The sequence below is a fragment of the Caenibius sp. WL genome, assembly GCF_019803445.1.
Classification (GTDB): Bacteria; Pseudomonadota; Alphaproteobacteria; order Sphingomonadales; family Sphingomonadaceae; genus Caenibius.
Genome location: NZ_CP081844.1, coordinates 880,882 through 902,818, shown reverse-complemented (window position 1 = coordinate 902,818; position 21,937 = coordinate 880,882). Strand labels below are relative to the sequence as shown.

The following is a 21,937-nucleotide window of genomic DNA, read 5'->3' as shown; positions in this document are numbered from 1 at the left end:
CTCCCGTCAGCGGCGGTAGTAATCTTCGGTGTTGAGGAAGGCGCGCAGCCCCTCGGGCGCGGCTTTGCGGATGGGGTCTTTCTCCGGCGTCACCGCGCCTTTCCAGGCGGTGAGGCGCAGCGGGGTGACCGTGAATTCCGCCCGCTCGTCGAGTACATGCGGGCAATTGGCCACGACCACGATCAGGTCCATCTCCGCGCGCAGCAGCACGCTGCGCCCCGGCGCGAAGGGGCCGATTGTCGGCACGGTGTTGCCCCCTTCTTCCACCCGCACGCCCTTGAACCAATTGACGCAGGGGTGGACATCCTTCCTGCCGAGGCCATACTTGGCGACAGCCAGCATGAAACGGTCGCGCGCGTTGGGATGGGCGCCGTAATTCTTGCCATCACCGTAGACCCGCGCGTTGGACGCTTCGCTGGACGCACCGCAGAGCAGATCGTGCGTTTCGGCGTCATCTTCCAGAACGCTCATCATCACCCGGCCCATATCGGACAGGATCAACTGACCCGCGCCGAGATAGGCATTCCATTGCACTTTCATCGTGTCGGCAACATTCAGCCGTTCGACCGGACATTCGGCGTTGAACAGCAGCATCGAAGCGCAGGCATCGCCCTGGAGGTCGATCAGCCGCAGCCGCGTGCCACGTGCGATCCGATGGGAAGCATAGCCACCGGGGGCCACCGTTTCTTCCCACACCAGTTCCCCACCGGCATCGTCCGCCGCGGGTGGAAGGACCGGCATCGCCTCCGCTTTCGTTCCGGCCATGGCGCGGGCGTGATCGCGTGCCGCCTTGGGGTTTGCAGTGCTCGTCGTCATGATTTCATCCTTCGAAAAATTCGCATGTCACAGCGCGGCCTGCCCATCCGTTGGAAGCGGCGGAGGCAAAGCGGCGGCATCGCTGGCCTGGGCCGCAGCCAGCTTGCGTTCGAGCGTGACATCGTATGTGGCAGTCGATCCGTAGCGATGCGGTGCATGCGGATCGTGGCGGCGCTTGTCGAAAGCGAGCACGCGGGTGCCCAACGCGAAAGCTTCCTGAATGTCATGCGTGACCATGACGATTGTCAGCCGATGATCGCGCCACAGCCGGGTGACCAGTTCGTGCATATCCTTGCGGATACCGGGATCGAGCGCGCCGAAAGGTTCGTCCAGCAGCAGAATCCGGGGCCGCTTGATCAGCGCCTGCGCAATCGCGAGCCGTTGCTGCATTCCTCCCGACATTTCCGCCGGATAGACATCCAGATTGTGTTCCAGCCCGACGGCAGACAGCATTTCCACGGCCTGTTCCGTGGCTTCGCGGCGGCGCTTGCCGAACAGCTTGCCGAACACCGGCGCATGTTCGCATTCGAGCCCGAACAGCACGTTCTGCAACGCGGTGAGATGGGGGAATACCGAATAACGCTGGAACACCACGCCCCTGTCGGGTGCGCATTCGGCGCGCAGTTCGGCATCATCAAGCAGAATCTGCCCGCTGCTTGGCGCTTCCTGGCCAAGGATCAACCGCAGGAACGTGCTCTTGCCCGCACCGGAAGGGCCGACCACCGAAACGAAGGAGCCTTCGTCGATATCCAGCGACACGCGTTCGAGCACGATCTTGTCGCCATATTCGACCCAGACGTTCCTGAAGGAGAGCAGCGTGCTCATCGCGCACCTCCATGGGCCCAGGGAAAGCCCTTGCGGCTGATGGTGTGGAGAAGGAAATCGGCGGCGATGGCGAGAAGCGAAATCCACGCCACGTAAGGCAGGATGATATCCATCGCGAGATAACGCCGGACGAGGAAGATGCGGTAGCCAAGCCCGATATCGGAGGCGACCGCTTCGGCCGCGATCAGGAACACCCACGCCGGGCCCATCGAAAACCGCAGGCTTTCGATCAGCTTGGGCATGAGCTGCGGCAGGGCGACCCGGACGGCGACCAGCCAGCTGTTGGCCCCGAGCGTCTGCGCCTTGAGGAACTGTTCGTTCGGCAGGCCCGCGACATAAGCGGCGAGATCGCGCGTCATGTAGGGGGCGATGCCAAGGGCGATCAGCGCGATTTTCGATGCTTCGCCCAATCCCATGACAATGAACAGGATCGGCAGCACGGCAATCGGCGGGATCACCGCGATTACCGTTACGATCGGCCCCAGCGTGGCCCGAACCATCGGGATCACACCGAGCAGCAGACCGAGGACGAGCGATCCGACGGTGGCTATGGCCAGCCCGATACCCAAGCGGTAGAGGCTGGCCATGGTGTCGGCCATCAGCGTGATGTTGCCCGTCATCGGATCGCGCTGGGCCGCGAAACGGAGGATTGCGTCCCCCATCGCGCCAAAGGTCGGCAGCACCTTGTCGGAAGGGTTCACGGCATGGCGCGCTTCCGACGCGATCATGTAGATCAGGACAAGGATCAAAATCGGCACCAGACCGGCGATCAGGCGCCCTCCTCGGCCGGGTTTGATATTTATCAGGCGCACTGCGCGGCCCCTTTCGCTGCCGAAGTCAGTTCAGATGGCGTGGGAAGTCAGAACGTCGCGGTCAGCGACGCCACCACCGCGCCGTCGACAATGCTGCGTCCACGCTTGCCGCCGGGCACCGTGAAGAAAGCATCGGCATCCGCGCCGCCCATGTCGGTATCGACGTAGGAAACGTTGAGCGTGAGATTCTTCCACGCGACGTCGGCCCCGACACTGTAATCAAGATAGTGGCCATCCGGCCCGGCCAGCGCGCTGTCGCCATTGGTGTAGCCGAGGTGCGCTTTCAGCGTGACCGGCGTATCCTTGATCGGCAGGGCAAGATCGCCATAGACATAGATATTGTCTTCATCGCCGATGGATTTCCGCTTGGGTGCGTAATAAGCGCCCACCTTGGCCTTTACCGGGCCGATCGGATGCGAAACCGAGCCGTAGAGTTCGGCGTACTGATGCCCATCCGTGCCCGGATAAAAATACCAGACGAGGCCGCCATCCAGCGTGGTTTTCCCGACAGTGGTGGAATAGCCGGCAATCGCATCCAGTTCCATGTTGGAACCGCCGAACGTGCCGAAGCCGCCGAGGCTCGACGCCCAGGCTCCGACATAGAAACCCGAACTGTGCGTCAGTGTGATCCCGCCCTGGACGGCGATATCCTCGTCGCTCATCGAAATACCGCGCAGGCGGTACTGGCTGGTCAGCCCGACCGAGCCGCTGACGGTGATATCGCTGGCCGAAGCCTCGCCATCCTCAGCATAGGCGGCAACAGGTGTCATGCCGATGGCCAGCAGCGGCAGAAAGAAAAGAGTTCGCTTCATAAACACATCCCCCTTGGGCAATCCTTGAAACACGCTTGCAAAGCGCATGCGGCGCCTCGCAGACACAGCTCTCCCGTCGTCAGCAGCGAGGCTGACAGTCCACGCATCGTCTTTTCGTGCGGGTTATAGTTTTCCGTCGGCGGCCATCTGCATGAAGCTGGGGTCGAACCGCAGCTTCACATTGGCCTTGTCGCCCAGCGTCTTGCCGTTGGCGAAGCCGATCCCGATGGCATCGACCGAAGTCGCCGCCGGGCCAAACAGGCCCTTGGCGTAGCTGAACTGGCGCACCGCATCCTCGTGCTTGATGATATCGGGGCCGGTGAGATAACTGACCGCTTCGGCGGGCTTGTAATAGATGTAAGTGGTCTTGAGCTGCGCGCGGAAATTCTCCGGCGTGGTGCCCGCCATGCGCGCCATGTCGTCGATCGCCTCGTTCGCCTTGGCATCACCTTTCGCCATGATCCCGAGGACTTCGTACCATGCGCCGACCAGCGCCTTGCCGAGATTGGGATTGGCTTTGAGCGTGGCGGTCGAAACCGTCATCAGATCCTGGATTTCGTTGGGGATCTTCGAACTGTCGAACACCATGGTCGCGCCCGGCGCCGCCTTGATTTGCGAAAGCTGCGGGTTCCAGGCCGCCACCGCCGTGACTGTCGGCGAGGCAAACGCGCTGGCGATATCCGCATCGGATGTGTTGACCGTCTTTACATCGGACAATTGCATGCCGTTGAGCGTCAGCGCGCGGGCCAGCAGATAGTGCGACACCGAAAGCTCGACCAGATTGACGGTTCGCCCCTTGATATCCGCCATCGCAGCGGCGTTCTTAAGGACGATGCCATCGTTGCCGTTGGAATAGTCTCCGAGAATGAGGACCGTGGTATCCTTGCCGCCCGCCGCCGGGATCGTCAGCGCATCCATGTTGGTGGACCCGACCCCATCCAGCTTGCCCGCCGTATACTGATTAAGAGATTCGACGTAATCGTTCACCTGGATCAGATTGATCTTGATCCCGTATTTGTCCGCCCACTTCTTGAGAATACCGCTCTTTTCCGCGTAGGCCCAGGGCATCCAGCCGGCATAGATCGACCAGCCGATATTGAATTCGGTCTTGGCCGCTTCGGTCTGCGCGCCCGCCGCCTCGCCAGCGGGCTTCGAAGCGCCGCAGCCGCCCAGTGCCGCCAGTGCGACAAGCGCCAGACCGCTGCCAAGAAGGTGGCGCCGGGTTCTGCCAACCTTGCCTTTGTCTTCAACCGAACCATGAAATGTCATCGTGAGCGTTCCCTTCGCCGTGATGCATCCGTGATGCGGGAGCGAAGGTCATTCAGGGAGACACTGATTTTTTATAGAAGGCATAGATTTCATCTATGCCTTAGGCACGGCACGCAGACGGCGAAGCACTTCATCCATGAACAGTTGCGTCGCCGTGTCGCGCAAAGGCGCATCGCGCGCGATGAGATAGATATCGTATGACGGTTCGGCATCCTTGGGCAGCAGCGGCCACAGCTTGCCCTGATCGACCGCCTTTTTCGCTGCCATAACCGGCAGGAAGCCGATCCCGACGCCCAGCGTCACCAGCCGAAGCGCTTCGTTGATATCCTCGGCCCGGCCATTGACCACTGTCCCCAGGCGATAACGCTGGCGCAGGCGGGTGATCGTTTCCAGTTCGTCCCCCCCGGTCAGGATGAAGCCTTCCTCGCGCAGTTCGCCCAGCCGGGTGACGCGACAGCCGAACAGCGGATGCATCCGGGCGCAATAGAGCTGCTGCGATTCCACGAACATCGGTTCGTAGGTCAACGCGCTGCGCACGCCGCTGTCATATCCCACGCCGAGTTCCGCTTCCCCCCGCTCCAGCGCATCAAGCACTTCGCGCCAAGGGGAGACATGCAGTTCAATCTGGATCGCCGGATGGCGGCGATGGAAACTCGCGATCGCCTCGTCGAATTCGGCCGATATCACCGATGAGATGAGTTGGATTCTGACCAGCCCTTCGACCTGCTTGATCGCTTGTGAAATCTGGTGCGGCACCATGCGGGCCGATTCGAACATATCCTCGCAGATCAGCAGCAGCGCCCGCCCGGCCGTGGTCGCTTCCACCCCCGATGCGGTACGCCGCAGCAATTGCGTGCCGATATGGTCTTCCAACCGTTTCAGCGCCGCGCTGACACTGGGCTGCTGGCGGTTCAACCGCCGCGCGGCGGCGCCGATCCCCCCAGCCTGCACGATTTCGACGAACAGGCGCAGCAGGTTCCAATCCACCCGCGACGCAAAATTGCGGTCGATGCGGACCTGTTTCTTGGCGGGATCGTTGGTCGTCGTCATTCCGGCAGCCTGAGAAGAGGAGGCTGCATTGCAGACCGCAGCGGGCGGCAAATCAGCCTTTCTCATACGCCTGCCCGAATTGCGCCGCTGCGGCAACAGGCCACCTTATTCGGCGGCTTCCCTGTGGCGTGCGGCCTGCCCGAACGAGGACAGCTTGCGCGCATTCTCCGGCAGCCCGACATCGCCTTTCGCGGCCCGTTCCTGCAGATAGCGGAATGTCTGGATCGTCTGGGCATAGAGATGTTCGCCGCTGCTGATCGCTTCGGCATCGGACGCAGCCCCCAGCGGCTGCAACGCAACATGGTAATCGAGCGCGAAGAACAGGGGAAAGCTGTAGCGTTCCTCAGGCACTTTGCGCACGCGGTGCGACGTGGCGACGAATGCGCCGTTCGACCAAAATTCCAGCATATCGCCAATATTGACCACCAGTCCGCCCGGAACAGGCGGGGCATCGATCCAATCCCCTGCCTCGTTCATCACTTCCAGCCCCGGCCCGGTCGCCAGCAGCAGGGTAAAGCATTCGTAATCGGTATGCGCCCCGATCCCCGGTGCGTCCGCGATGCCGGGCTGAAACGGATAGTGCAACAGGCGGAGCTGGCTGGGCGGTTCCGTCACCAGCGCATCCAGACTGTCCGCCGGTTGCCCCAGCGCCATCGCAAAGCCGCGCAGGAGCTTCTGCCCCACGGCAAACGCCGCTGCGTAGTAGCCCATCACATCCTCACGAAAGCCCGCGAGATCGGGCCACTGGTTCGGCCCCAGCATCGGATGATCGGCGGGGACCCGTTCGGCGGGCAGATCGAGGGCGAGATCGAAAGCCTCCTTGCGATCGCGCATGGTGCCGCTCAACACTTCTTCGCCTTCCGGCACATAACCGCGATGATTGCGCGAACGGCCGATATAGCTCTCCAGCTTGGTGTCCGTTGGCTGATCGAAAAACCGCTTCGCTGCGTGCTGGACGCGGTCGATCACCGCGGGCGCGATACCATGCCCGGTGATATGGAGGAAACCGACATCGGCCGCCGCCTGCCGCAACTGTTCGACCACAGCCCGTTCCGCCACGGGATCGGGGCCACCCAGCGCGGCGATATCCACCACCGGCACGGCGCGGAACGGCTCGGCCTTAGCAGCTTTGGCCACCTGCGCCGCCGGGGGCGGAAACGCCCCATGATATCCGGCATCCCATGCCCCATGGCATTCCACCAGTTCCAGAGAACGCGTGAAGATCTGCCCCCGCGCATCGATATCCGCCACGCCCAGGCGTCCACTCCGAATATCCGCGTCCGGCCGCATCAAAAGCCTGCCTTCACGCCACGGCAGAGTCGAACGATCGATCCGCCAACCTTCGGACGTCACCTGGCCGAGAGCGATTTCGCAATCGAGCAACGCGCGGGCGGAGGCGATATCCGCATCCTTGAGCATATCTGCAAGATCAGCGTTGGGCGCCACCGGCCGGGTGCGCGCACGGGCATAGCCGAAGCGGGAGCCATGGCGCACCAGAATCACCGGGCAACCATCTTCGACCGATGTGTAGCGCGCACCCACGCTGCGGCAATCTCCCTCCGACGCCGCGCGCTGCCAGTATTCGATGTAATCGGCGTCGACGCCATGCTCGATCAGCAGTTCACCCTCTGCTTCCAAGCAGCCCCGGTCCCCCAGATCGCCAGGCGGCTGGAAATCGATGGAACGCACCCAGGTGGCGATTGCGCCGGACAATTCGAAAGTCCCGGCGAAACCTTGCTGGCAGGCCAGCGCACGAGCCTCCTCCATTTGCAGTTCGCCCAGACATGCCGCCTGCACTGCGCCACGCAGCCAGTGCGGCTGGCGCAGATCGACGAAATAGTGCGGCCCCTGAATCCAGCTTACGGCGGTCAACGTATCGACCGCCTGCCCCGGCAGCGACAGCAGCAGGCGTTCCCAGACACCTTCATACTTGTCGTTCCAGGTCGTCATCGCGGGGCCCTCCTTGGCAGATCGGCACAAGCTTGGGCGGCGGCGGAACGGATGGGTAGGCGCAAAAATCGCATGAAAGGCATAGTTTCATTCTATGCCCGATAAGCTCAACGCCGGGCCGCAATGCTGCCTTTGCGATCCATTGCCACCCCGGTCACCCCGCGCGCGCGAACGGCGAAGATTTCAAACAGGGCGGTGCGTAGCGCCACGGATAATCGCGGCCGGTCTTTTGCCATTCGGGTGTCGTCATGTGGCTGCATAGGCTCTCCTCGCACAAGCTCATGCGAGGATAGGACGCCGTTGTGCAGCCCGGTAGGCGATCAAATCCTATCCCCCCCATAGACCGATCTTATGCCCCACAGCGCCAATATGCGCGGGCTTCCTTTGACATCAAACGCGAATCATTTATATGGACCGAAGTCCAAATATGGACCGAAGTACAACATTACACTGTCTCACAAAGCAGACCATTCAGGGAAGGTATTTATGCGCAGAGGGGAATCCCTTATCCGCGGCAACTGGCATATCGGTGTCGTTGCGGCCACGATCGGCCTTGTCGCCGGTGCAACGCCCGCATTCGCACAGGAAGCGGCACCGCAGGAAACAGCAGACCAGGCAACCACCAGCGGCCTCGATGACATCGTCGTAACCGCCCGCCGCAAGGAAGAATCGCTCCAGTCGGTGCCGATTTCCGTGCAGGCGTTCAGCGGCGACATGCTGAGCGAACGCAACGTGCAGGATGCAACCGACCTGCAACGCATCGTTCCTGCTCTGACCACCTATCAGCAGGCCCGCGACGAAGTGACCATGTCCATCCGCGGTCAGTCCAGCTCGGGCGCTTCGGCACAGGGGCAGAACCCGCGCGTCACCGCCTATTTCGCGCAGGTTCCCCTGCAGACCGGCGATACCGGCCCGGGCAAGTTCTTCGACTTGCAGAACGTGCAGGTCCTGAAAGGCCCGCAGGGCACGCTGTTCGGCCGCAACTCCACCGGCGGCGCGGTGCTCTACGAACCGGCCCGCCCGACGCACAATACCGGCGGCTATGTGAATCTCCAGTATGGCCGGTTCAACGATCGCCAGATCGAAGGCGCGATCAATCTTCCCGCTGGCGATACGCTGGCTTTCCGCTTTGCGGGCAAGCTCGCCAAGCGTGACGGGTTCACCAAGAACTTCAACACCGGGAAGGAACTCGACGACCGCAACTATTTCGGTCTGCGCGGCTCGATGTTGTGGACCCCGTCGGACCGCTTCGAAAACTTCCTGATGTTCGATTACATGAAGTCGGACACCAACGGTTCTTCGCAGCAGATCGCCGGAATCAACACCAACATGGTTCTGGCCGCGAACGTGAACACGAGCGGTTCCGGCCCGGCCATTCCGCTGACTCTGGGCGGGACCGGCCCGACCATCGCCCAGCTCAGGGCCGATCCGGCGAAATATTTCCCGCTGGCCGTCGCAGCTGGCCGTGTGGTGTACTTCCCCGATCCGGCACTGCCTAATCAGATGGCCAACCAGATCAAAGGCGGCCCTCGTATCGCCCAATCCGGCGTAGATGGCGTTGCCCGGTCGCGCGGTTGGGGCATCACCAATATCTCCACGCTGGAAATCAGCGACAATCTGACGCTGAAGAATATCTTCGGTTATCGCCGGTTCAAGCAGATGAGCCGTTACGATATGGACGGCACGCTTTATCCGCTGCTCGACCAGGTCACGCCCGATGGTTATTGGGCGGCCAATCTGCGCCAGATCAGCAACGAGACGCAGTTGCAGGGCAAGGCGTTCGACGGCGCGCTGGATTTTACCATCGGTGCGTTCGTGCTGTGGAGCAAGTCGCCCTCGCCGCAGCGGAACATCCAGGTTTCGGTCGGCGTGCCTTCGCTGAACATTTCCTCGCCCGTGGAACGCAGCCAGGCACTGTTCGGTCAGTTCACCTATGACTTCTCGAGCGTGGGTGTCGAAGGTCTCAGCATCACGGCCGGTTATCGCTATACGCACGATTTCCGTTCGCTGGTCGCGGCAAATTACCGCGATCCGACCTGGCAATTCGGACCGACGTCGTGCAGCCTCGCCGCAGGTTGCCCGAATCTCACCAAGGCCAGCTTCAACGCCTCGTCGTACAACTTCAGCATCGATTACAAGGTCAGCCCCAGCACGCTCGTCTATGCCACCCATCGGCGTGGCTATCGTGCGGGCGGTCTGAACCCGCAGGCGGGCAATTTCGGCTTCGCCTACGGGCCTGAAAAAGTCACCGACTTCGAACTCGGCCTCAAGACCGATTTCCACGCCGGCGGCATGGAAGGGCGTCTGAATCTCGCCGCGTTCACCTCGATCCAGAAGGATGCGCAGATCAGCCAATCCTTCCCGGCTCAGGTTAACGGGCAGACGGCACTGATCAGCCTGATCGTCAACGCCGCGGAGGCCAAGATCAAGGGTCTCGAAGCCGATCTGACGCTGAAGCCGTTCGAACACCTGACGCTCGGCGCGTCCTACTCGCTGACCGACGCCAAGTATTCGAAGGTGGTCGACGTCCAGACGGGCAACCTGATTACCGGGCGCCCGTTCCCGTTCCTGGCGAAGCATCGTCTGAACCTGTCGGCCAATTATATCGTGCCGCTGGCCGACAATGTGGGCGAACTCTCGTTCGGCGCCAACTGGGCCTATTCGAGCAAGTACAGCCTCTCGGTCTTCGAAGATCCGCTGGGCGTCGAAAACGGCTACAACCAGCTCGACCTGCGCGCCGACTGGAACAATATCGCCGGCAAGGAAGGCCTGTCGCTGGGCGTCTTCGTCAACAACGTGACGAAGGAACTCTACAAGATCGGCGGCGTGCCGATCTACTCGGTTCTCGGCACCACCAGCCTGCTGTACAACGAGCCGCGTACCTGGGGTCTCCAGTTGCGCTATCGTTTCGGCAACTGATAGCCGTTTCCGCCTGACCGGATCGAACCGGAAGCAATGCTTCCGCATTCGGCCCGGTCATGACGGGAACACTCCATTTTTGCCCCGGAGCAGGTCCGCCTGTTCCGGGGCAATTGTGTTCTGGCGCGTCAGCCCGGCCTATTCCGCTGCCATTGCCGTCGGCGCGTCTTCGTTCCTGGCTTCGAGATATTCGCCGGGCTTCGCGCCGGTGTAAGCTCCATCCCGGAAGATCGGCACCCCGTTCACCATTGTCAGCCGCATCGGCGCAGCCTGGCGGGTGTAGCGCCACATCATGCCGCCCTTACCGTCTTCCACGTCATAGCGCTTTTCCATGTCGCGCTGTTCGATCTCGTTCAGGTCGAACACCACGAGATCGGCGCGCTTGCCCACTTTCACTTCGCCGATATCATGAAGGTAGAAATGCTCGGCGATCTTCCCGGTCATCGTGTGGATCGCCTGCTCCAGCGTGATGAGTTTCTTGTCACGGACGAACTTGGTCAGGTAGATCACGTTTTCGCCGCTGCCGCACAGCATCTGCAAATGCGCGCCGCAATCGTTGACATTGCCGAGCGATTTCGGATCGCGCACCTGAACCGCCACCGCTTCGTCATTCATGGCCATCGGCGCCATGCGGATTGCCGAGTTGACGCCGTTGCGCAGAAGCCATTCGGCCGCCGCATCGGACTGGTGCACACCCAACTGCTCCGCATAGTCTTTGAGCGTAATGCCGAAGGGGCCGCCCGTGCCGTTCTCGGAACCGAGCTGGGTGAGCAGCAGGAGATGGGGATTGGCCATCGGCGAATGCGGATAAATCTTGGTGTCCCAGCTTTCCCGCGCCCGCGCGCGCCAGTCAGGATCGCGCAAGACCGCTTCCTTCGCCGCATCGCCTTCGGCCAGCACGGCTTCATGCCAGACATAGTCGTTGGACTGGGCGAACAGCAGGGAGCGATAGATACTGACCTGCGCGGTAAGCGGAGTGTGGGCATAACCCGGCCAGACATCGAGCCCTTCGCTGCGGAGCCGCGCAACCTGTTCCTTGAGCTGCTCGACGCGATAGGTCTGATATTCGGAGGTCGGCGCCGCGCCGGTGAACTGGACGCGAATCCCGCGCCCCTTGAGCAAGCTGGCAATGCGTTCGATCTGTTGGTCGCCGTTGTCGCGCATCAGCGCCACATCGATGATGCACTGGAACGTTGCAGCCGGATAACGCTGCAACACGTCGAACAGCGCCTCAAATTCGGCATCGTCGGACACCAGCGTGGGGATCGGCCGGTCTTCGCCATCATGATCGAGCAGATTGGTCGACAGGCCCAGGGCACCCGCGCGCAATGCATCGTCGAGCAGTTCGGCCATCTTCGCGCGTTCTTCCGCATTTGCCGGGCGATGCCACGCCTCGTCGCCCATCACCGCGATGCGGATCGCGATATGGCCGACATAGGTCGTGTAGTTGAGCGGCATCTGAACCTTCTCGACCATCGATTTCTTGTATTCGGACCACTTGCGCCAATCGAACGGCAGGTGCTGCGTGAACGGTTCCAGCGGGATATCCTCGAAGAACGAGAATATCTTGATCATCTCCATCTGCGCCGCCTTGTCATCGGCCAGCGGTGCAGCCGAAAACCCGCAATTGCCCATCACGATGGTCGTCGCACCATAACCCGGCAGGGGATCGAGATCGGGCTGCCACCACATCGTGGAATCGTAATGCGTGTGCGCTTCGATGAAACCGGGGGTGACGTAGCAACCCGCCGCATCGAACACCTCCTCTCCGGAGCGTGGGGCCAGATCCGGACCGATCTCGACAATTCGTTCCCCCTCCACCCGAACGTCGGCCGGATAGGCGGGGGCAAGTGTCCCATCCACTACGGTGCCGCCTTTGATCAGAAATTTCGCCATTTTCCTCTCTCCTCTTTATCCTCTGCCGCCCTTCGGGGGACGGAATTAGTTATGCGGATTTTTTATCTTATCACAGAACCGAGGCTGACGGACAACAAGCAACAAGGCGGTTCACCGCAAGGAGGTTGTAAAGTCGCGCAACGTCCCTATATGCCGTCTTGCCTGAACGTCGCCTGCGACGGAATTTGATAACCCGATCGCGGTCTTCCTTCCTTTTCATGCTTCCTGGCTCTGCCGCGTTTTGTGCGGCGGGTAACCGATTGCATGAAAGAGACGTCTTTGGCGAAAGAGGAATTGCTTCGCATGGAAGGGCAGATCGACGAGATTCTGCCTGATGGGCGATTTGGTGTTCTGCTTGATAACAGCCACCGGATTATCGCCTATACGGCGGGCAAGATGCGCAAATACCGCATCCGCTCGGTTGTCGGCGACAGAGTGCATGTCGAAATGACGCCTTACGACCTGACCAAAGGGCGCATCGTCTTTCGCGAACGTACGCCGGGGGCAGGGCCAGCACGGTTCAGGCGCTAGTTTTTACAGATAATGGGTATGCGCATTCCGCTACCCAACAGGAAATAATGAACACACAGACCATAGGCGCATCGAAGCGTCACAAACTCACCCTGTCCTTTGCCGGCAGGAAAACGCCCAAATCCTATGTCGGAAAGCCGGAATCATTCGCCCTCAGCCGGGATGAATGGCAACGTATTGTCGCGGATATGATAGGCTGACATAAGTTTCTGGCCACGGATTAGGTCTTTTCCGAAAAACGTGATAAACAGCTTGCGCTGACGTCGAATTTTGCGACGGACCTCGGCGAATGAAAAGTGCATATATCCTTTAAAGGATTATTATGCATACCAGGCGACGACTTCCTTTCATCTGACGGCAACGCATAGCCCTTCCGCGTGTTGCGGTTGGGCAATTCAATTGTTTCTTGAAAGGAACATCCCATGCCTATCGGCGTAGTTAAATTTTTCAACGAAGATCGCGGTTTTGGTTTCATCCAGCCCGACGATGGCGGCAAGGACAGCTTTGTCCATATTTCCGCCGTGCATGCGGCCGGCATGACATCTCTCCAGCAGGATCAACGCGTTTCCTATGAGGTCGAACGCGGGAAGAACGGCAAGGAATCCGCTGTCAATCTCGCGGCTGCGTGAACTGACTGCATCGAGACCGGGAAGCGGGCGATTCGCCTGCTTCCCGCCTTACTCCGAAGAGGACGATCCGTGGCTCAGACAACGCAATTCTATCTGGAACGTGCCGAAGAAGCTGCGGAGGAAGCCCGCAACGCCACTCTTGATAATGTGCGTGAACGCGCCCTGCGTTCGGAAGCATCATGGCGCGCGATGGCCACCCGGGCGCAAACCATAGACGACAATCGCGCCCGCCGCGCTCAGGAAGTGGCCGGTTCGCCGGAATAACTCTCTGTCGGAAGGATCGGCACATGGTCATGGATCTCAACGAACTTTTTTACCGCGAACAGATCGCACTCATCCGCGCAAGCGAAGCGGGTACGGCGGAAGACCGGCAGAAGTTCCATGATGCGGCGAACAGTTACGGCATGAAGGCCCGTTGCCTTCAGCTCCGTTTGCGGACGGACGGGGATGTGCAATAACGGACGGCACCGAAGTGAGGCCATTTATTCCCGGCAATCATGCTATGCCTTTCCGGTTCGCTGTCATTCGCTTCTGCTAAGGCCCCCATGTCCGACCACGTCAAAGATCGTACCTCATCCCTTTCCCGCATCCAGGAGAACGTTCTGGCAGCCAACGAGCGCAAGCTGCTAACGTGGTTGTGCGCCCGGATGCCGCGTTGGGTTACGCCTGACAAACTGACCATTCTCGGCCTGATCGGCGGTTTCATGACCTTTGCCGGTTATACCGCGAGCAATTACGGTAAACTCTGGCTGCTTCTCGCCATTCTCGGTTATTTTGTGAACTGGTTCGGGGATTCGATGGATGGCAGTCTGGCCCGATACCGTTCGATAGAACGCCCGTCCTACGGGTACTTCATCGATCATAGCTGTGACGGTCTGACGACACTTTTCATTCTCACCGGCATGGGGCTCAGTCCCTTTGTCACGATGGATTTCGCGATGGTCGCGCTGGCCGGTTACCTGCTACTGTCGATCCATACCTTCCTTTCTGCCCGCGTGCTGGGAGAATTCAAGCTTTCCTATATGGCCGCCGGGCCGACCGAACTGAGGATCATGCTCATCGTCCTGACCATGATGATGATGATCCTTGGCGCCACGCCCGGCATTTTCGGCAAGATTTCGGGTTTCGATATCTTTGTCGGAACCGTGGGCGGCATTCTCCTCCTGCTTTTCGCCATCCAGACCTTCGTCACCGGGCGGCGCCTCGCCAAAATGGGGCGCTAGCCAAGAGTACGCGGAATAGGGTGGAGCCTTGCTTTGAAACCGCCCGCATCCCTCATAAGGTGGGCGAAGAAGAGGGAAGGATAAGACAATGGCCGTCATGAGCGTAACCGGTCCCATTGCAGCTGCCGAGCTAGGGGCGACATTGGTCCATGAGCATATCATCGTCGGTATGCCGGGGCAGGAACTGGACCCGACTCAAGCGCCGGATCGCCGGGAAATCGTGGCGATGGCGGTCGACAAGCTGCAGGAACTCAAAGCGCACGGCGTGAGCACGATCGTCGATCCGTGCCCCATCGAACTGGGACGCGATCCCGAACTCTATGCCGACGTTTCCGAACGTTCGGGCGTGAATATCGTTTTTGCGACCGGTTTCTATTACGAAGCATCCGGCATTCCGCTTTACTGGCGCGCCCGCGACAAGGAAGAAATTGCCGAACTCTATCTGCATGAACTGGAAAACGGCGTGGGCAACACCGGCCTGCGTCCCGGTATCATCAAGGCGGCCACCGGCCTCGACGTCACCCCTCTCGAACGCACTGTGCTCGCCGCAGCGGCAATGGCCCAATGTGCGGCGGATTGCGCGATCATCACGCATACCGAAAACAGCCGCCATGGCGATGTGCAACAGGCGATATTTGCGGAACACGGCGCCGACCCCCATCGCATTCTCATCGGCCATCAGGATGAGCAAAGCGACTGGGAAGCCATCCGCCAGCTTACCGAAGGGAACACTTTCATCGGCATAGATCGCGTTGGATACGACATACTGGCCCCGGACGAACGCCGCGCGGACCATGTGGCGGCGCTGATCAGAAACGGTTATGTCCGGCAGGTATGCCTGTCGCAGGATTGCATCTGCACCATGGCGTCCCCTCGCCTGCCCTTTGCCATGCCTCCCGGGTACAAGATGACCCCGGCGGCCTTTCTCGCGGGTAACAAACCGCTGAGCTATGTCGTTACCGGGTTTTCCGATCTGCTGCGCGAACGGGGCGTGACCGACGCAGATCTCGATATCATTTTTCGGGACAATCCCCGCCGCTTGCTGGCCGGAAACGAGTAGCCCCTGCGCTTCCCCGCAATGCGGTTTACGCCTTGCGGTCCAGACCGATTTTTTTGGCGATATCTGCCCGCCGAACCGCATAGTTAGGGGCCACCAACGGATGATCGGGAGACAGACCCCAGCGTTGGCGGTATTCCTCCACGGTGAGATTATGGTCGGTATGCAGATGCCGCCTCAGCATCTTCCGCTTCTGGCCGCATTCCAGGCAGGTGACATAGTCGGGCCGCACCGAAGCACGGATCGGGACCGCGGGTTTTAGCGGCTCTTCCCTGGCGGCAGGTTCCGCAGCAAGGGTCGAAAGCGCTTTATGGACATTCGCGATCAGAGTCGAAATCTGATCCACCGCTACATCGTTGTTACCGACATGCGCCGTCACGATATCCGACGTCAGCGTAATTAGCATGTCCTGATTCTGCTCTTTGGCCACCATTGCCTGGCTCCTTTCACTGGGAGCCGGAACGGCGATCACGCCATCCCGGCCCCACACGGTTTATGTTTTATCGATGATTACAGGGGCCGTTCTCATGGGCATGGGGCAGCCCAGCCGAGATCCGACGTTTCGACAGCGGCCCATTCCGAAATGGTGCAGACAGGCCCGCATCATTGCGCCACCCATTCTATCCATTGTTCGGCCAGTATTGCCCGGTCGAACCGGGAGCGGCCCAGCAGAGCCGCCTGCCTGCCCTTTGCGATCAGCGCCACCCGATCATCCGCTGCGGTTTCGAGCGCATCGGCGAAAGCGGCGGGATCGTCCGGCGGCACGGCGAAACCGCAATCCGCTTCGCCGATCAGTTCGGCCAGCCAACCGGGATAGTTGTTGAGGACAGGAAGGCCCGCCGCGATATAGTCGAAGAACTTGTTGGGCGAAGTACCATAATAGAAGGCCGGGACATTAGCGAGTACCTGAAGCCCCAGATCCGCCCCGGCCAGCAATCCGGACAGGCTCTTCTTGTTGACCGGCGCATGGAAGAGAACATTATCCAGCCCTTCCTGCTCGGCCCGCTGACGCAAAGCAGGCTTCAGCTTGCCTTCGCCGACCAGCAGCAGTTTGATATCGGTGCGCCCCCGCCGTTTCAACTCCACAGCCGCATCCAGCACGGCATCCAGTCCGTTTGCCATCCCATGCGTGCCCGTGAAAACCGCAAGCAGATCGGTATCTGCGACCCCTTCGGGCCGCCAGGCTGGCTCCCCCCCACCGAAAATATCAATGTCGCAACCGTTAGGAATAGTGGCGATGCGCGCAGGGCGCACACCCCGTCGCGCTATCCCCGCGGCAATGCCTGGCGAAAGCGCGATGCACCGGTGTGCACTACGATAGGATGCCCATTCGAGCGCCGACAAGGCGCCCAGCACCACGGGGTTGCGGATTACCCCCATTTCCCTTGGCAGTTCGGGCCATAAGTCGCGCACTTCAAACACGAACGGTTTGCCCCGCAGCCAGCGCGCGACAATGCCCGGAATCCCGGCCGTCAGCGGAGTGGTGGTCGCGAACGCCAGATCGTAGCGCCCTCTCAGAGCCACCGCCACACTTCCGAATGCATAGCGCAGAAATGTGGCGCTGCGCCGGGCGAAACCATCGTTGTTGGAATAGGAAAGATCGAACTCGATCACCTCGATCCCGTCAACCATACCCTGGCGGCGGCCACGCTGGAATGTGCCCTCCAACCCGGTTTGCCCGAGACCGTAGCTGCCGCAGACCATTGTCACTCTGTGCCCGCGCTCCACGAGACGGCGCGCCATTTCGTAGGAACGGATGCCGGTTGCGCCGCGCGGCGTGGAGAAATGTTGGTGAAAATAGAGAATATGCATCAGAAGCTGACTTGCGTTGTGATGGTGGCCGGGAGGGTGGTTTCCGCTTCGAGAACGGGAATGTCCTCACGCTGGAGATAATAGCGCGACTCGGGCACCTGCTTCAGCCGCAGCGTGAGCCCGGTATCCGCCGACAGCCGCAAACTGATCTCGCCATCCGTCAGCATCTCGCCGGAAAGGCGCCAATCGCCTGGGGCGAGACGCCAGCGCAGCACCGCCTTGCGCGCGTTCCCATCCAGCCGATCGATACATTCCAGCCCATCCGAATGAAGCGCTATCTGCCGATGATGCCGCGCGCGCCAAGCATCGCAATAACCCGCCGCTGCCACGGTCCTGCCGTTCTCGCTTTCGCGCACTGCCCCCACGTCATCGGCCTTGAGCCATGCGCCGAACAGAAAGCGCCCAAGACGCGGCATCTGGTCGCGGTCGTCGAACTCCACGGTGTTGTGCGCGCTGGTGCCCCCAAACCATACGCCATCTTCGCTGGCATAACTGAACGTCCCCGCGTCGCGCAGCAGATTGCGACCGCCCAACCAGAGATCGAGATGCAGCGCATCCGCCTGGCTGGGGCGAAAACGGAAGCGCGGGTAGCGCAACACCGCCATCGCCGCGCCGGTACGTAGGACATGAAAACCGCCATCATCGAACGTAATACTGCCCGGCGGCGGCAGCACATCATCCGGGCGATCGACACCCAGCCAGAACAACTGTTGATCCCAAGGCCCCGGCGCCTCGATCGCCCGTGCCCCCGTAAAAAGGGCTGCCGCAAGTTGGAGAGAGGGCCGAAAATCGCGATAGTCAGTATCCGTCAGCGGCAAGAGCCGGGCACCATCATTGGCGCCGATATTGGGAACATCGCCATTTTCCGTGATCGCCATCGCTTGCAACCAGAGCGTTGCGGCACGAAGGCGTTTATAAAGAGCAGGCGCAAAGGCAGGCAAACCGCACATCCGGCGCCAGCATTCCGCCAGCGCATAACTGTCGAGCATCACCCGGTGATAGACCAGCGAATATTGGCTGAAGGTGCCATCCGGTGCGATCAGGGTTCGAGCACGATTTTCCAGCCAGCGCCGCCCCATACGCGCCCAACGCGCGCCTTCGCTGCCACCCAACCAGCTTCCGCCGATAAACAACGCGGCCGCTTCCGAAGTGCCATGATTGTTGGCCTGACCGATCGCATAACCGATCGTCGGCGCGATGCGGGCGAGGTGCGCCGCCAGCAGTGTGCGCAAGGCTGGTAGCGGCGCCTTCATCTGGCCGAGGATCAACGCGGCGGCGGCAAGATGCATGACCCGGATCGAAGTTTCCTGCCCGCATTTCCAGTTGGCACCGCGATAAGCCGGATTACGCCGTGACCAGTCCTCGATCCACGCGTTCAGTCGATCGAGTTCGGCCGCCTCGCCCAGTGCCGCACGCTGCGCCATCGCAGGGGCCCATCCGAAGCGGGATGCTTCCCATACCGTCTTGATATCACCCAGCGCAGGCGCGAAATCGGGGATGTCGTGCCAAGGGTGTTCCGCATCCGCGCGGGTGCCCGGCCGGAAGGGATTGGCGTGCCAATCCGGCGGACCGTCGAGCGCAAAATCATGGGCCGAAAACCAGAGGCCGGTGCCGCGCCATGCCTGTGAAGCGATGGCGCCGGGCCGGGATACCTCTGCAGGAGCCGCGAAGAACGGCCCCTGCGGCAGCGTCGCCGCAAGCTTCAGCACGGGATGAAACCGGGTTTTGAGACCGATCCTGTAGGCCGAAACGCGCGCGAGATTCCCCACACCCAAGGCACGCATCGTGCGCAGTCTAGTAAGAGCCGTGTTCGGTGTCTCAGCCATTGGCGCGCGCCAGCTCCGCCGCTTCGATAGTGACCCGCGCAACCTCGAACAGTTCGTCAGCCGGGATGGGGGAGGGACCGCCCGTCTCGATCGCCGAAAGGAAAGCGGCAACGGCAGCTTTCTGTCCCTTGTCCTGCTGCCAGAGATTTTCGCGGCGGAAGCCCGGCCAGTTGAACCCACGCAACTTCAGGAAATTGTCGAGTTGGAGTGTGCGGCCGGACGTGAAGACCTCGATCCGCTCCTTCGGGAACGACGCGCCGCCGTTGGCAAGATAATGGATGGTGCCGAAGGAGCCATCCTCGAACCCAAGCAGGATCGCCATTTTGTCTTCCGTGATCGCCTCGGCATCCGTTTCGCCCATCTTGCGAACTTGCACCGAGGAGATTGGCGAACCGGCCAGGAAACGCATCAAATCGATGAAGTGGCAAGCCTCGCCAATAATCCGGCCACCGCCGATAGCAGGGTCCTGAGTCCAGTGGTCCGGCGGGATAGCACCGGCGTTCATCACCATCACGAAGGATTTAGGTGCGCGCACCGGCTCCAGAAGCCGCTTCATCGTCTGCACTTGCGGCGCGAAACGGCGATTGAAACCCACCATCAGATGGCGGCCGCTTGCCCCATGGGCGGATTCCACCTCCGCCAGTTCGGCCAAGGTCAACGCCAGCGGCTTCTCCACAAAGACATGCTTGCCCTGCTCCAGCGCCTTCACCGTGAAGGAAGCATGGCTGTTGTGCCGGGTGACGATGGCAACCGTGTTGATCTGCGGATCGGCAAGCAAGGCATCGGCATCGGAGGTGGCTTGTTCAAACCCGCTCCGGCTCCCGTGGACGACGGCATTGGTGCCGCCAGCCGAAGCGATAGTGTGCAAATTGGCACCAGCATCCTTGAACGCTGGGATCAGCATCCGTGAAGCATAGTTGCCCGCACCAATCACGCCGACGACCACCGCGCCCTCCGGCTGCGGCGGGCCGGCTGTGTGTGACAGGGTTACTGTCTTTACATGCCGTTCATCGATCGGCTGATCGTAGCACAGGATAATACCAAGCGCGGTTTTGTCTGCCGCGAGCACGTCATAAGCGCTGGGTGCTTCCTCGAACGGAATGCGATGCGTGATGAGCGCGTCAACATTCATCGCGCCCGAGGCCATCAGATCCAGCACCGCCTCAAAATTGCGCTGCTCCGTCCAGCGCACGAAGCCGACCGGATAATCCTGCCCCTGCTCTTCATAGCTGACGTCATAACGGCCCGGCCCGTAGGAGCAGGAGACCTGGAAGGAGATTTCCTTCTCATAGAAATCCGTGCGGTTGAGATCCAGACCGGTCACGCCGACGAGCACAACCCGGCCACGCTTGCGGCACATCCGCGCCGCCTGCGTGATCGGATCGGATGATTTGGTCGAGGCAGTGACGATAACGCCGTCCACACCAATGCCGCGGCTGAAGGCAAGGCCCGCGGCAACAGGGTCTTCTCCCGCGCCCGGATTGCACGTCTCCGCACCGAACTGACGCGCCAGATCAAGCTTGGCCGGATCAAAATCGATGGCCAGCACGCGGCAACCGTGGGCGCGCAGGATTTGCACGGTGAGAAGTCCGATGAGACCGACCCCGGTGACGACGAAGGCCTCTCCAAGTGTCGGTGCAGCAAGACGAACGCCCTGGAGGCCGATCGCGGCGACCACCGTGAAGGAGGCTGATTCATCGCTGACACTGTCTGGAATGCGGGCACACAGATTGCGCGGGACGGAAACGACATCGGCGTGCGGGCCGTTTGAAACGACCCTGTCACCGGTGCGGAAATCCTCGATACCTGCTGGTACTTCCTGTACCACGCCGACATTGCAATAACCGAGTGGGATCGGTTGGCCCAGTTTGGAGCGAACCGCATCGACCGTCGTCAGCAGCCCATCGGTGCGCACCTTTTCTAACACCTGTGCCACTTTTTTCGGCTGCTGCCGCGCCTTGGCGACCAGCCCGCTGCGCCCAAAATCCACAAGCATCCGCTCCGTCCCGGCGGAGATCAGCGAAACACTGGTGTTGATAAGCAACTGCCCCCGCCGCACCGTGGGCGCTGGCGCCTCGACAAGTTGCGTAGTGCCTTTTCCGAGATCCTGGAGAACTTGTTTCATTATCACCGCCTGTAACGAATGAGCTTTGCTGGATTTCCGCCAACGATGGTATTTGCGGCAACGTCTTTGGTTACGACGGCCCCTGCCGCCACAACTGCGCCGGATGCGATATGCACACCGTGCAGGATGATAGCCCCGTGTCCGATCCACACGTCGTTATCGATCACAACAGTATGCATCTCGTCTCGGCCCGATCTGTTCATCGGCACATCGATGCCATCGATCTTGTGATCGCCGCCTACGATCGAAACCCGAGACGCGAACATGACATCATCACCCACCAGCATAGGGGCAGCGAAGTGACAACCGTGTCCGCAGAAGAAACGCTTCCCGATCTCAATGTTTCTTCCTCTGGGAACAACGAGATTAGGACCGAGTGTTGGAA

General features: G+C 60.9%; 20 protein-coding genes and 1 pseudogene. 8 read left to right on the top strand and 13 right to left on the bottom strand.

Features of this window, described 5'->3' with window-relative positions; all coding sequences use genetic code 11:
- Window positions 1–6: 6 nt before the first annotated feature.
- From K5X80_RS04330 to K5X80_RS17045, 7 genes are all read right to left on the bottom strand, one after another.
- Window positions 7–816: an urea amidolyase associated protein UAAP1 gene (locus K5X80_RS04330; protein WP_222559618.1), complete on the bottom strand. Its 810-nt coding sequence runs from the start codon at window positions 814–816 to the stop codon at window positions 7–9.
- Window positions 817–843: 27 nt separating this feature from the next.
- On the bottom strand, window positions 844–1,641 hold the full coding sequence (locus K5X80_RS04325) for an ABC transporter ATP-binding protein (RefSeq protein ID WP_222559617.1): 798 nt from the start codon (window positions 1,639–1,641) through the stop codon (window positions 844–846).
- Entirely contained in the window at window positions 1,638–2,453 is an 816-nt protein-coding gene (locus K5X80_RS04320; RefSeq protein WP_283249228.1) for an ABC transporter permease, read from the bottom strand. The genes K5X80_RS04325 and K5X80_RS04320 overlap by 4 nt, the downstream gene beginning before the upstream one ends.
- 47 nt (window positions 2,454–2,500) lie before the next feature.
- The gene (locus K5X80_RS04315) at window positions 2,501–3,265 is read right to left on the bottom strand and encodes a TorF family putative porin (protein WP_222559616.1); all 765 of its coding nucleotides are present in this window, start codon (window positions 3,263–3,265) and stop codon (window positions 2,501–2,503) included.
- 123 nt (window positions 3,266–3,388) lie between these two features.
- Complete coding sequence (locus tag K5X80_RS04310; RefSeq protein WP_222559615.1) at window positions 3,389–4,534, bottom strand: putative urea ABC transporter substrate-binding protein; 1,146 nt, start codon at window positions 4,532–4,534, stop codon at window positions 3,389–3,391.
- 93 nt (window positions 4,535–4,627) lie between these two features.
- Complete coding sequence (locus K5X80_RS04305) at window positions 4,628–5,584, bottom strand: LysR family transcriptional regulator (protein ID WP_222559614.1); 957 nt, start codon at window positions 5,582–5,584, stop codon at window positions 4,628–4,630.
- 105 nt (window positions 5,585–5,689) lie between these two features.
- A complete protein-coding gene (locus K5X80_RS17045; RefSeq protein WP_261390630.1) occupies window positions 5,690–7,534 on the bottom strand; it encodes an isopenicillin N synthase family dioxygenase in 1,845 nt (614 codons plus the stop codon).
- A 486-nt stretch (window positions 7,535–8,020) separates the two neighbouring features.
- Here K5X80_RS17045 and K5X80_RS04295 point away from each other — a divergent pair, with 486 nt between their 5' ends.
- Complete coding sequence (locus tag K5X80_RS04295) at window positions 8,021–10,453, top strand: TonB-dependent receptor (protein WP_222559613.1); 2,433 nt, start codon at window positions 8,021–8,023, stop codon at window positions 10,451–10,453.
- A gap of 138 nt (window positions 10,454–10,591) precedes the next feature.
- Here the strand turns inward: K5X80_RS04295 and K5X80_RS04290 are convergent, their stop codons facing one another.
- A complete protein-coding gene (locus K5X80_RS04290; RefSeq protein ID WP_222559612.1) occupies window positions 10,592–12,349 on the bottom strand; it encodes an N-acyl-D-amino-acid deacylase family protein in 1,758 nt (585 codons plus the stop codon).
- A 279-nt stretch (window positions 12,350–12,628) separates the two neighbouring features.
- Here K5X80_RS04290 and infA point away from each other — a divergent pair, with 279 nt between their 5' ends.
- The 7 genes from infA (at window position 12,629) to K5X80_RS04255 (ending at window position 15,792) form a co-directional block, all read left to right on the top strand.
- The gene (gene infA, locus K5X80_RS04285; RefSeq protein WP_222560376.1) at window positions 12,629–12,880 is read left to right on the top strand and encodes a translation initiation factor IF-1; all 252 of its coding nucleotides are present in this window, start codon (window positions 12,629–12,631) and stop codon (window positions 12,878–12,880) included.
- A gap of 47 nt (window positions 12,881–12,927) precedes the next feature.
- On the top strand, window positions 12,928–13,080 hold the full coding sequence (locus tag K5X80_RS04280) for a hypothetical protein (RefSeq protein ID WP_222559611.1): 153 nt from the start codon (window positions 12,928–12,930) through the stop codon (window positions 13,078–13,080).
- A 222-nt stretch (window positions 13,081–13,302) separates the two neighbouring features.
- Entirely contained in the window at window positions 13,303–13,509 is a 207-nt protein-coding gene (locus tag K5X80_RS04275) for a cold-shock protein (RefSeq protein ID WP_222559610.1), read from the top strand.
- A gap of 69 nt (window positions 13,510–13,578) precedes the next feature.
- Window positions 13,579–13,773 (top strand): hypothetical protein, encoded by a 195-nt coding sequence (locus K5X80_RS04270; RefSeq protein WP_222559609.1) that lies wholly within the window; start codon window positions 13,579–13,581, stop codon window positions 13,771–13,773.
- Between the two features lie 23 nt (window positions 13,774–13,796).
- Window positions 13,797–13,967 (top strand): hypothetical protein, encoded by a 171-nt coding sequence (locus K5X80_RS04265; RefSeq protein WP_222559608.1) that lies wholly within the window; start codon window positions 13,797–13,799, stop codon window positions 13,965–13,967.
- A gap of 87 nt (window positions 13,968–14,054) precedes the next feature.
- Window positions 14,055–14,732: a CDP-alcohol phosphatidyltransferase family protein gene (locus K5X80_RS04260; RefSeq protein ID WP_222559607.1), complete on the top strand. Its 678-nt coding sequence runs from the start codon at window positions 14,055–14,057 to the stop codon at window positions 14,730–14,732.
- Between the two features lie 88 nt (window positions 14,733–14,820).
- Entirely contained in the window at window positions 14,821–15,792 is a 972-nt protein-coding gene (locus K5X80_RS04255) for a phosphotriesterase family protein (RefSeq protein ID WP_222559606.1), read from the top strand.
- Window positions 15,793–15,817: 25 nt separating this feature from the next.
- Here the strand turns inward: K5X80_RS04255 and K5X80_RS04250 are convergent, their stop codons facing one another.
- From K5X80_RS04250 to K5X80_RS17275, 5 genes and pseudogenes are all read right to left on the bottom strand, one after another.
- Complete coding sequence (locus tag K5X80_RS04250; protein ID WP_222559605.1) at window positions 15,818–16,222, bottom strand: Ros/MucR family transcriptional regulator; 405 nt, start codon at window positions 16,220–16,222, stop codon at window positions 15,818–15,820.
- A gap of 170 nt (window positions 16,223–16,392) precedes the next feature.
- Window positions 16,393–17,601, bottom strand: coding sequence for a glycosyltransferase family 4 protein (locus K5X80_RS04245; protein WP_222559604.1), 1,209 nt, complete (start codon window positions 17,599–17,601; stop codon window positions 16,393–16,395).
- Window positions 17,601–19,427, bottom strand: a complete 1,827-nt coding sequence (locus K5X80_RS04240; protein ID WP_222559603.1) for an alginate lyase family protein — start codon at window positions 19,425–19,427, stop codon at window positions 17,601–17,603. Before K5X80_RS04240 ends, K5X80_RS04245 begins: the two co-directional genes overlap by 1 nt.
- The gene (locus K5X80_RS04235) at window positions 19,420–21,552 is read right to left on the bottom strand and encodes a bi-domain-containing oxidoreductase (protein WP_222559602.1); all 2,133 of its coding nucleotides are present in this window, start codon (window positions 21,550–21,552) and stop codon (window positions 19,420–19,422) included. Before K5X80_RS04235 ends, K5X80_RS04240 begins: the two co-directional genes overlap by 8 nt.
- A gap of 8 nt (window positions 21,553–21,560) precedes the next feature.
- A pseudogene (locus tag K5X80_RS17275) lies at window positions 21,561–21,719 on the bottom strand (hypothetical protein); the annotation flags it as partial.
- Window positions 21,720–21,937 lie beyond the last annotated feature (218 nt).

Coding starts and splice junctions, on each gene's coding strand:
- K5X80_RS04330 (WP_222559618.1), bottom strand. CDS start 816: ATGACGACGAGCACTGCAAACCCCAAGGCGGCACGCGATCACGCCCGC.
- K5X80_RS04325 (WP_222559617.1), bottom strand. CDS start 1,641: ATGAGCACGCTGCTCTCCTTCAGGAACGTCTGGGTCGAATATGGCGAC.
- K5X80_RS04315 (WP_222559616.1), bottom strand. CDS start 3,265: ATGAAGCGAACTCTTTTCTTTCTGCCGCTGCTGGCCATCGGCATGACA.
- K5X80_RS04310 (WP_222559615.1), bottom strand. CDS start 4,534: ATGACATTTCATGGTTCGGTTGAAGACAAAGGCAAGGTTGGCAGAACC.
- K5X80_RS04305 (WP_222559614.1), bottom strand. CDS start 5,584: ATGACGACGACCAACGATCCCGCCAAGAAACAGGTCCGCATCGACCGC.
- K5X80_RS17045 (WP_261390630.1), bottom strand. CDS start 7,534: ATGACGACCTGGAACGACAAGTATGAAGGTGTCTGGGAACGCCTGCTG.
- K5X80_RS04295 (WP_222559613.1), top strand. CDS start 8,021: ATGCGCAGAGGGGAATCCCTTATCCGCGGCAACTGGCATATCGGTGTC.
- K5X80_RS04290 (WP_222559612.1), bottom strand. CDS start 12,349: ATGGCGAAATTTCTGATCAAAGGCGGCACCGTAGTGGATGGGACACTT.
- K5X80_RS04280 (WP_222559611.1), top strand. CDS start 12,928: ATGAACACACAGACCATAGGCGCATCGAAGCGTCACAAACTCACCCTG.
- K5X80_RS04275 (WP_222559610.1), top strand. CDS start 13,303: ATGCCTATCGGCGTAGTTAAATTTTTCAACGAAGATCGCGGTTTTGGT.
- K5X80_RS04265 (WP_222559608.1), top strand. CDS start 13,797: ATGGTCATGGATCTCAACGAACTTTTTTACCGCGAACAGATCGCACTC.
- K5X80_RS04260 (WP_222559607.1), top strand. CDS start 14,055: ATGTCCGACCACGTCAAAGATCGTACCTCATCCCTTTCCCGCATCCAG.
- K5X80_RS04255 (WP_222559606.1), top strand. CDS start 14,821: ATGGCCGTCATGAGCGTAACCGGTCCCATTGCAGCTGCCGAGCTAGGG.
- K5X80_RS04250 (WP_222559605.1), bottom strand. CDS start 16,222: ATGGTGGCCAAAGAGCAGAATCAGGACATGCTAATTACGCTGACGTCG.
- K5X80_RS04245 (WP_222559604.1), bottom strand. CDS start 17,601: ATGCATATTCTCTATTTTCACCAACATTTCTCCACGCCGCGCGGCGCA.
- K5X80_RS04240 (WP_222559603.1), bottom strand. CDS start 19,427: ATGGCTGAGACACCGAACACGGCTCTTACTAGACTGCGCACGATGCGT.
- K5X80_RS04235 (WP_222559602.1), bottom strand. CDS start 21,552: ATGAAACAAGTTCTCCAGGATCTCGGAAAAGGCACTACGCAACTTGTC.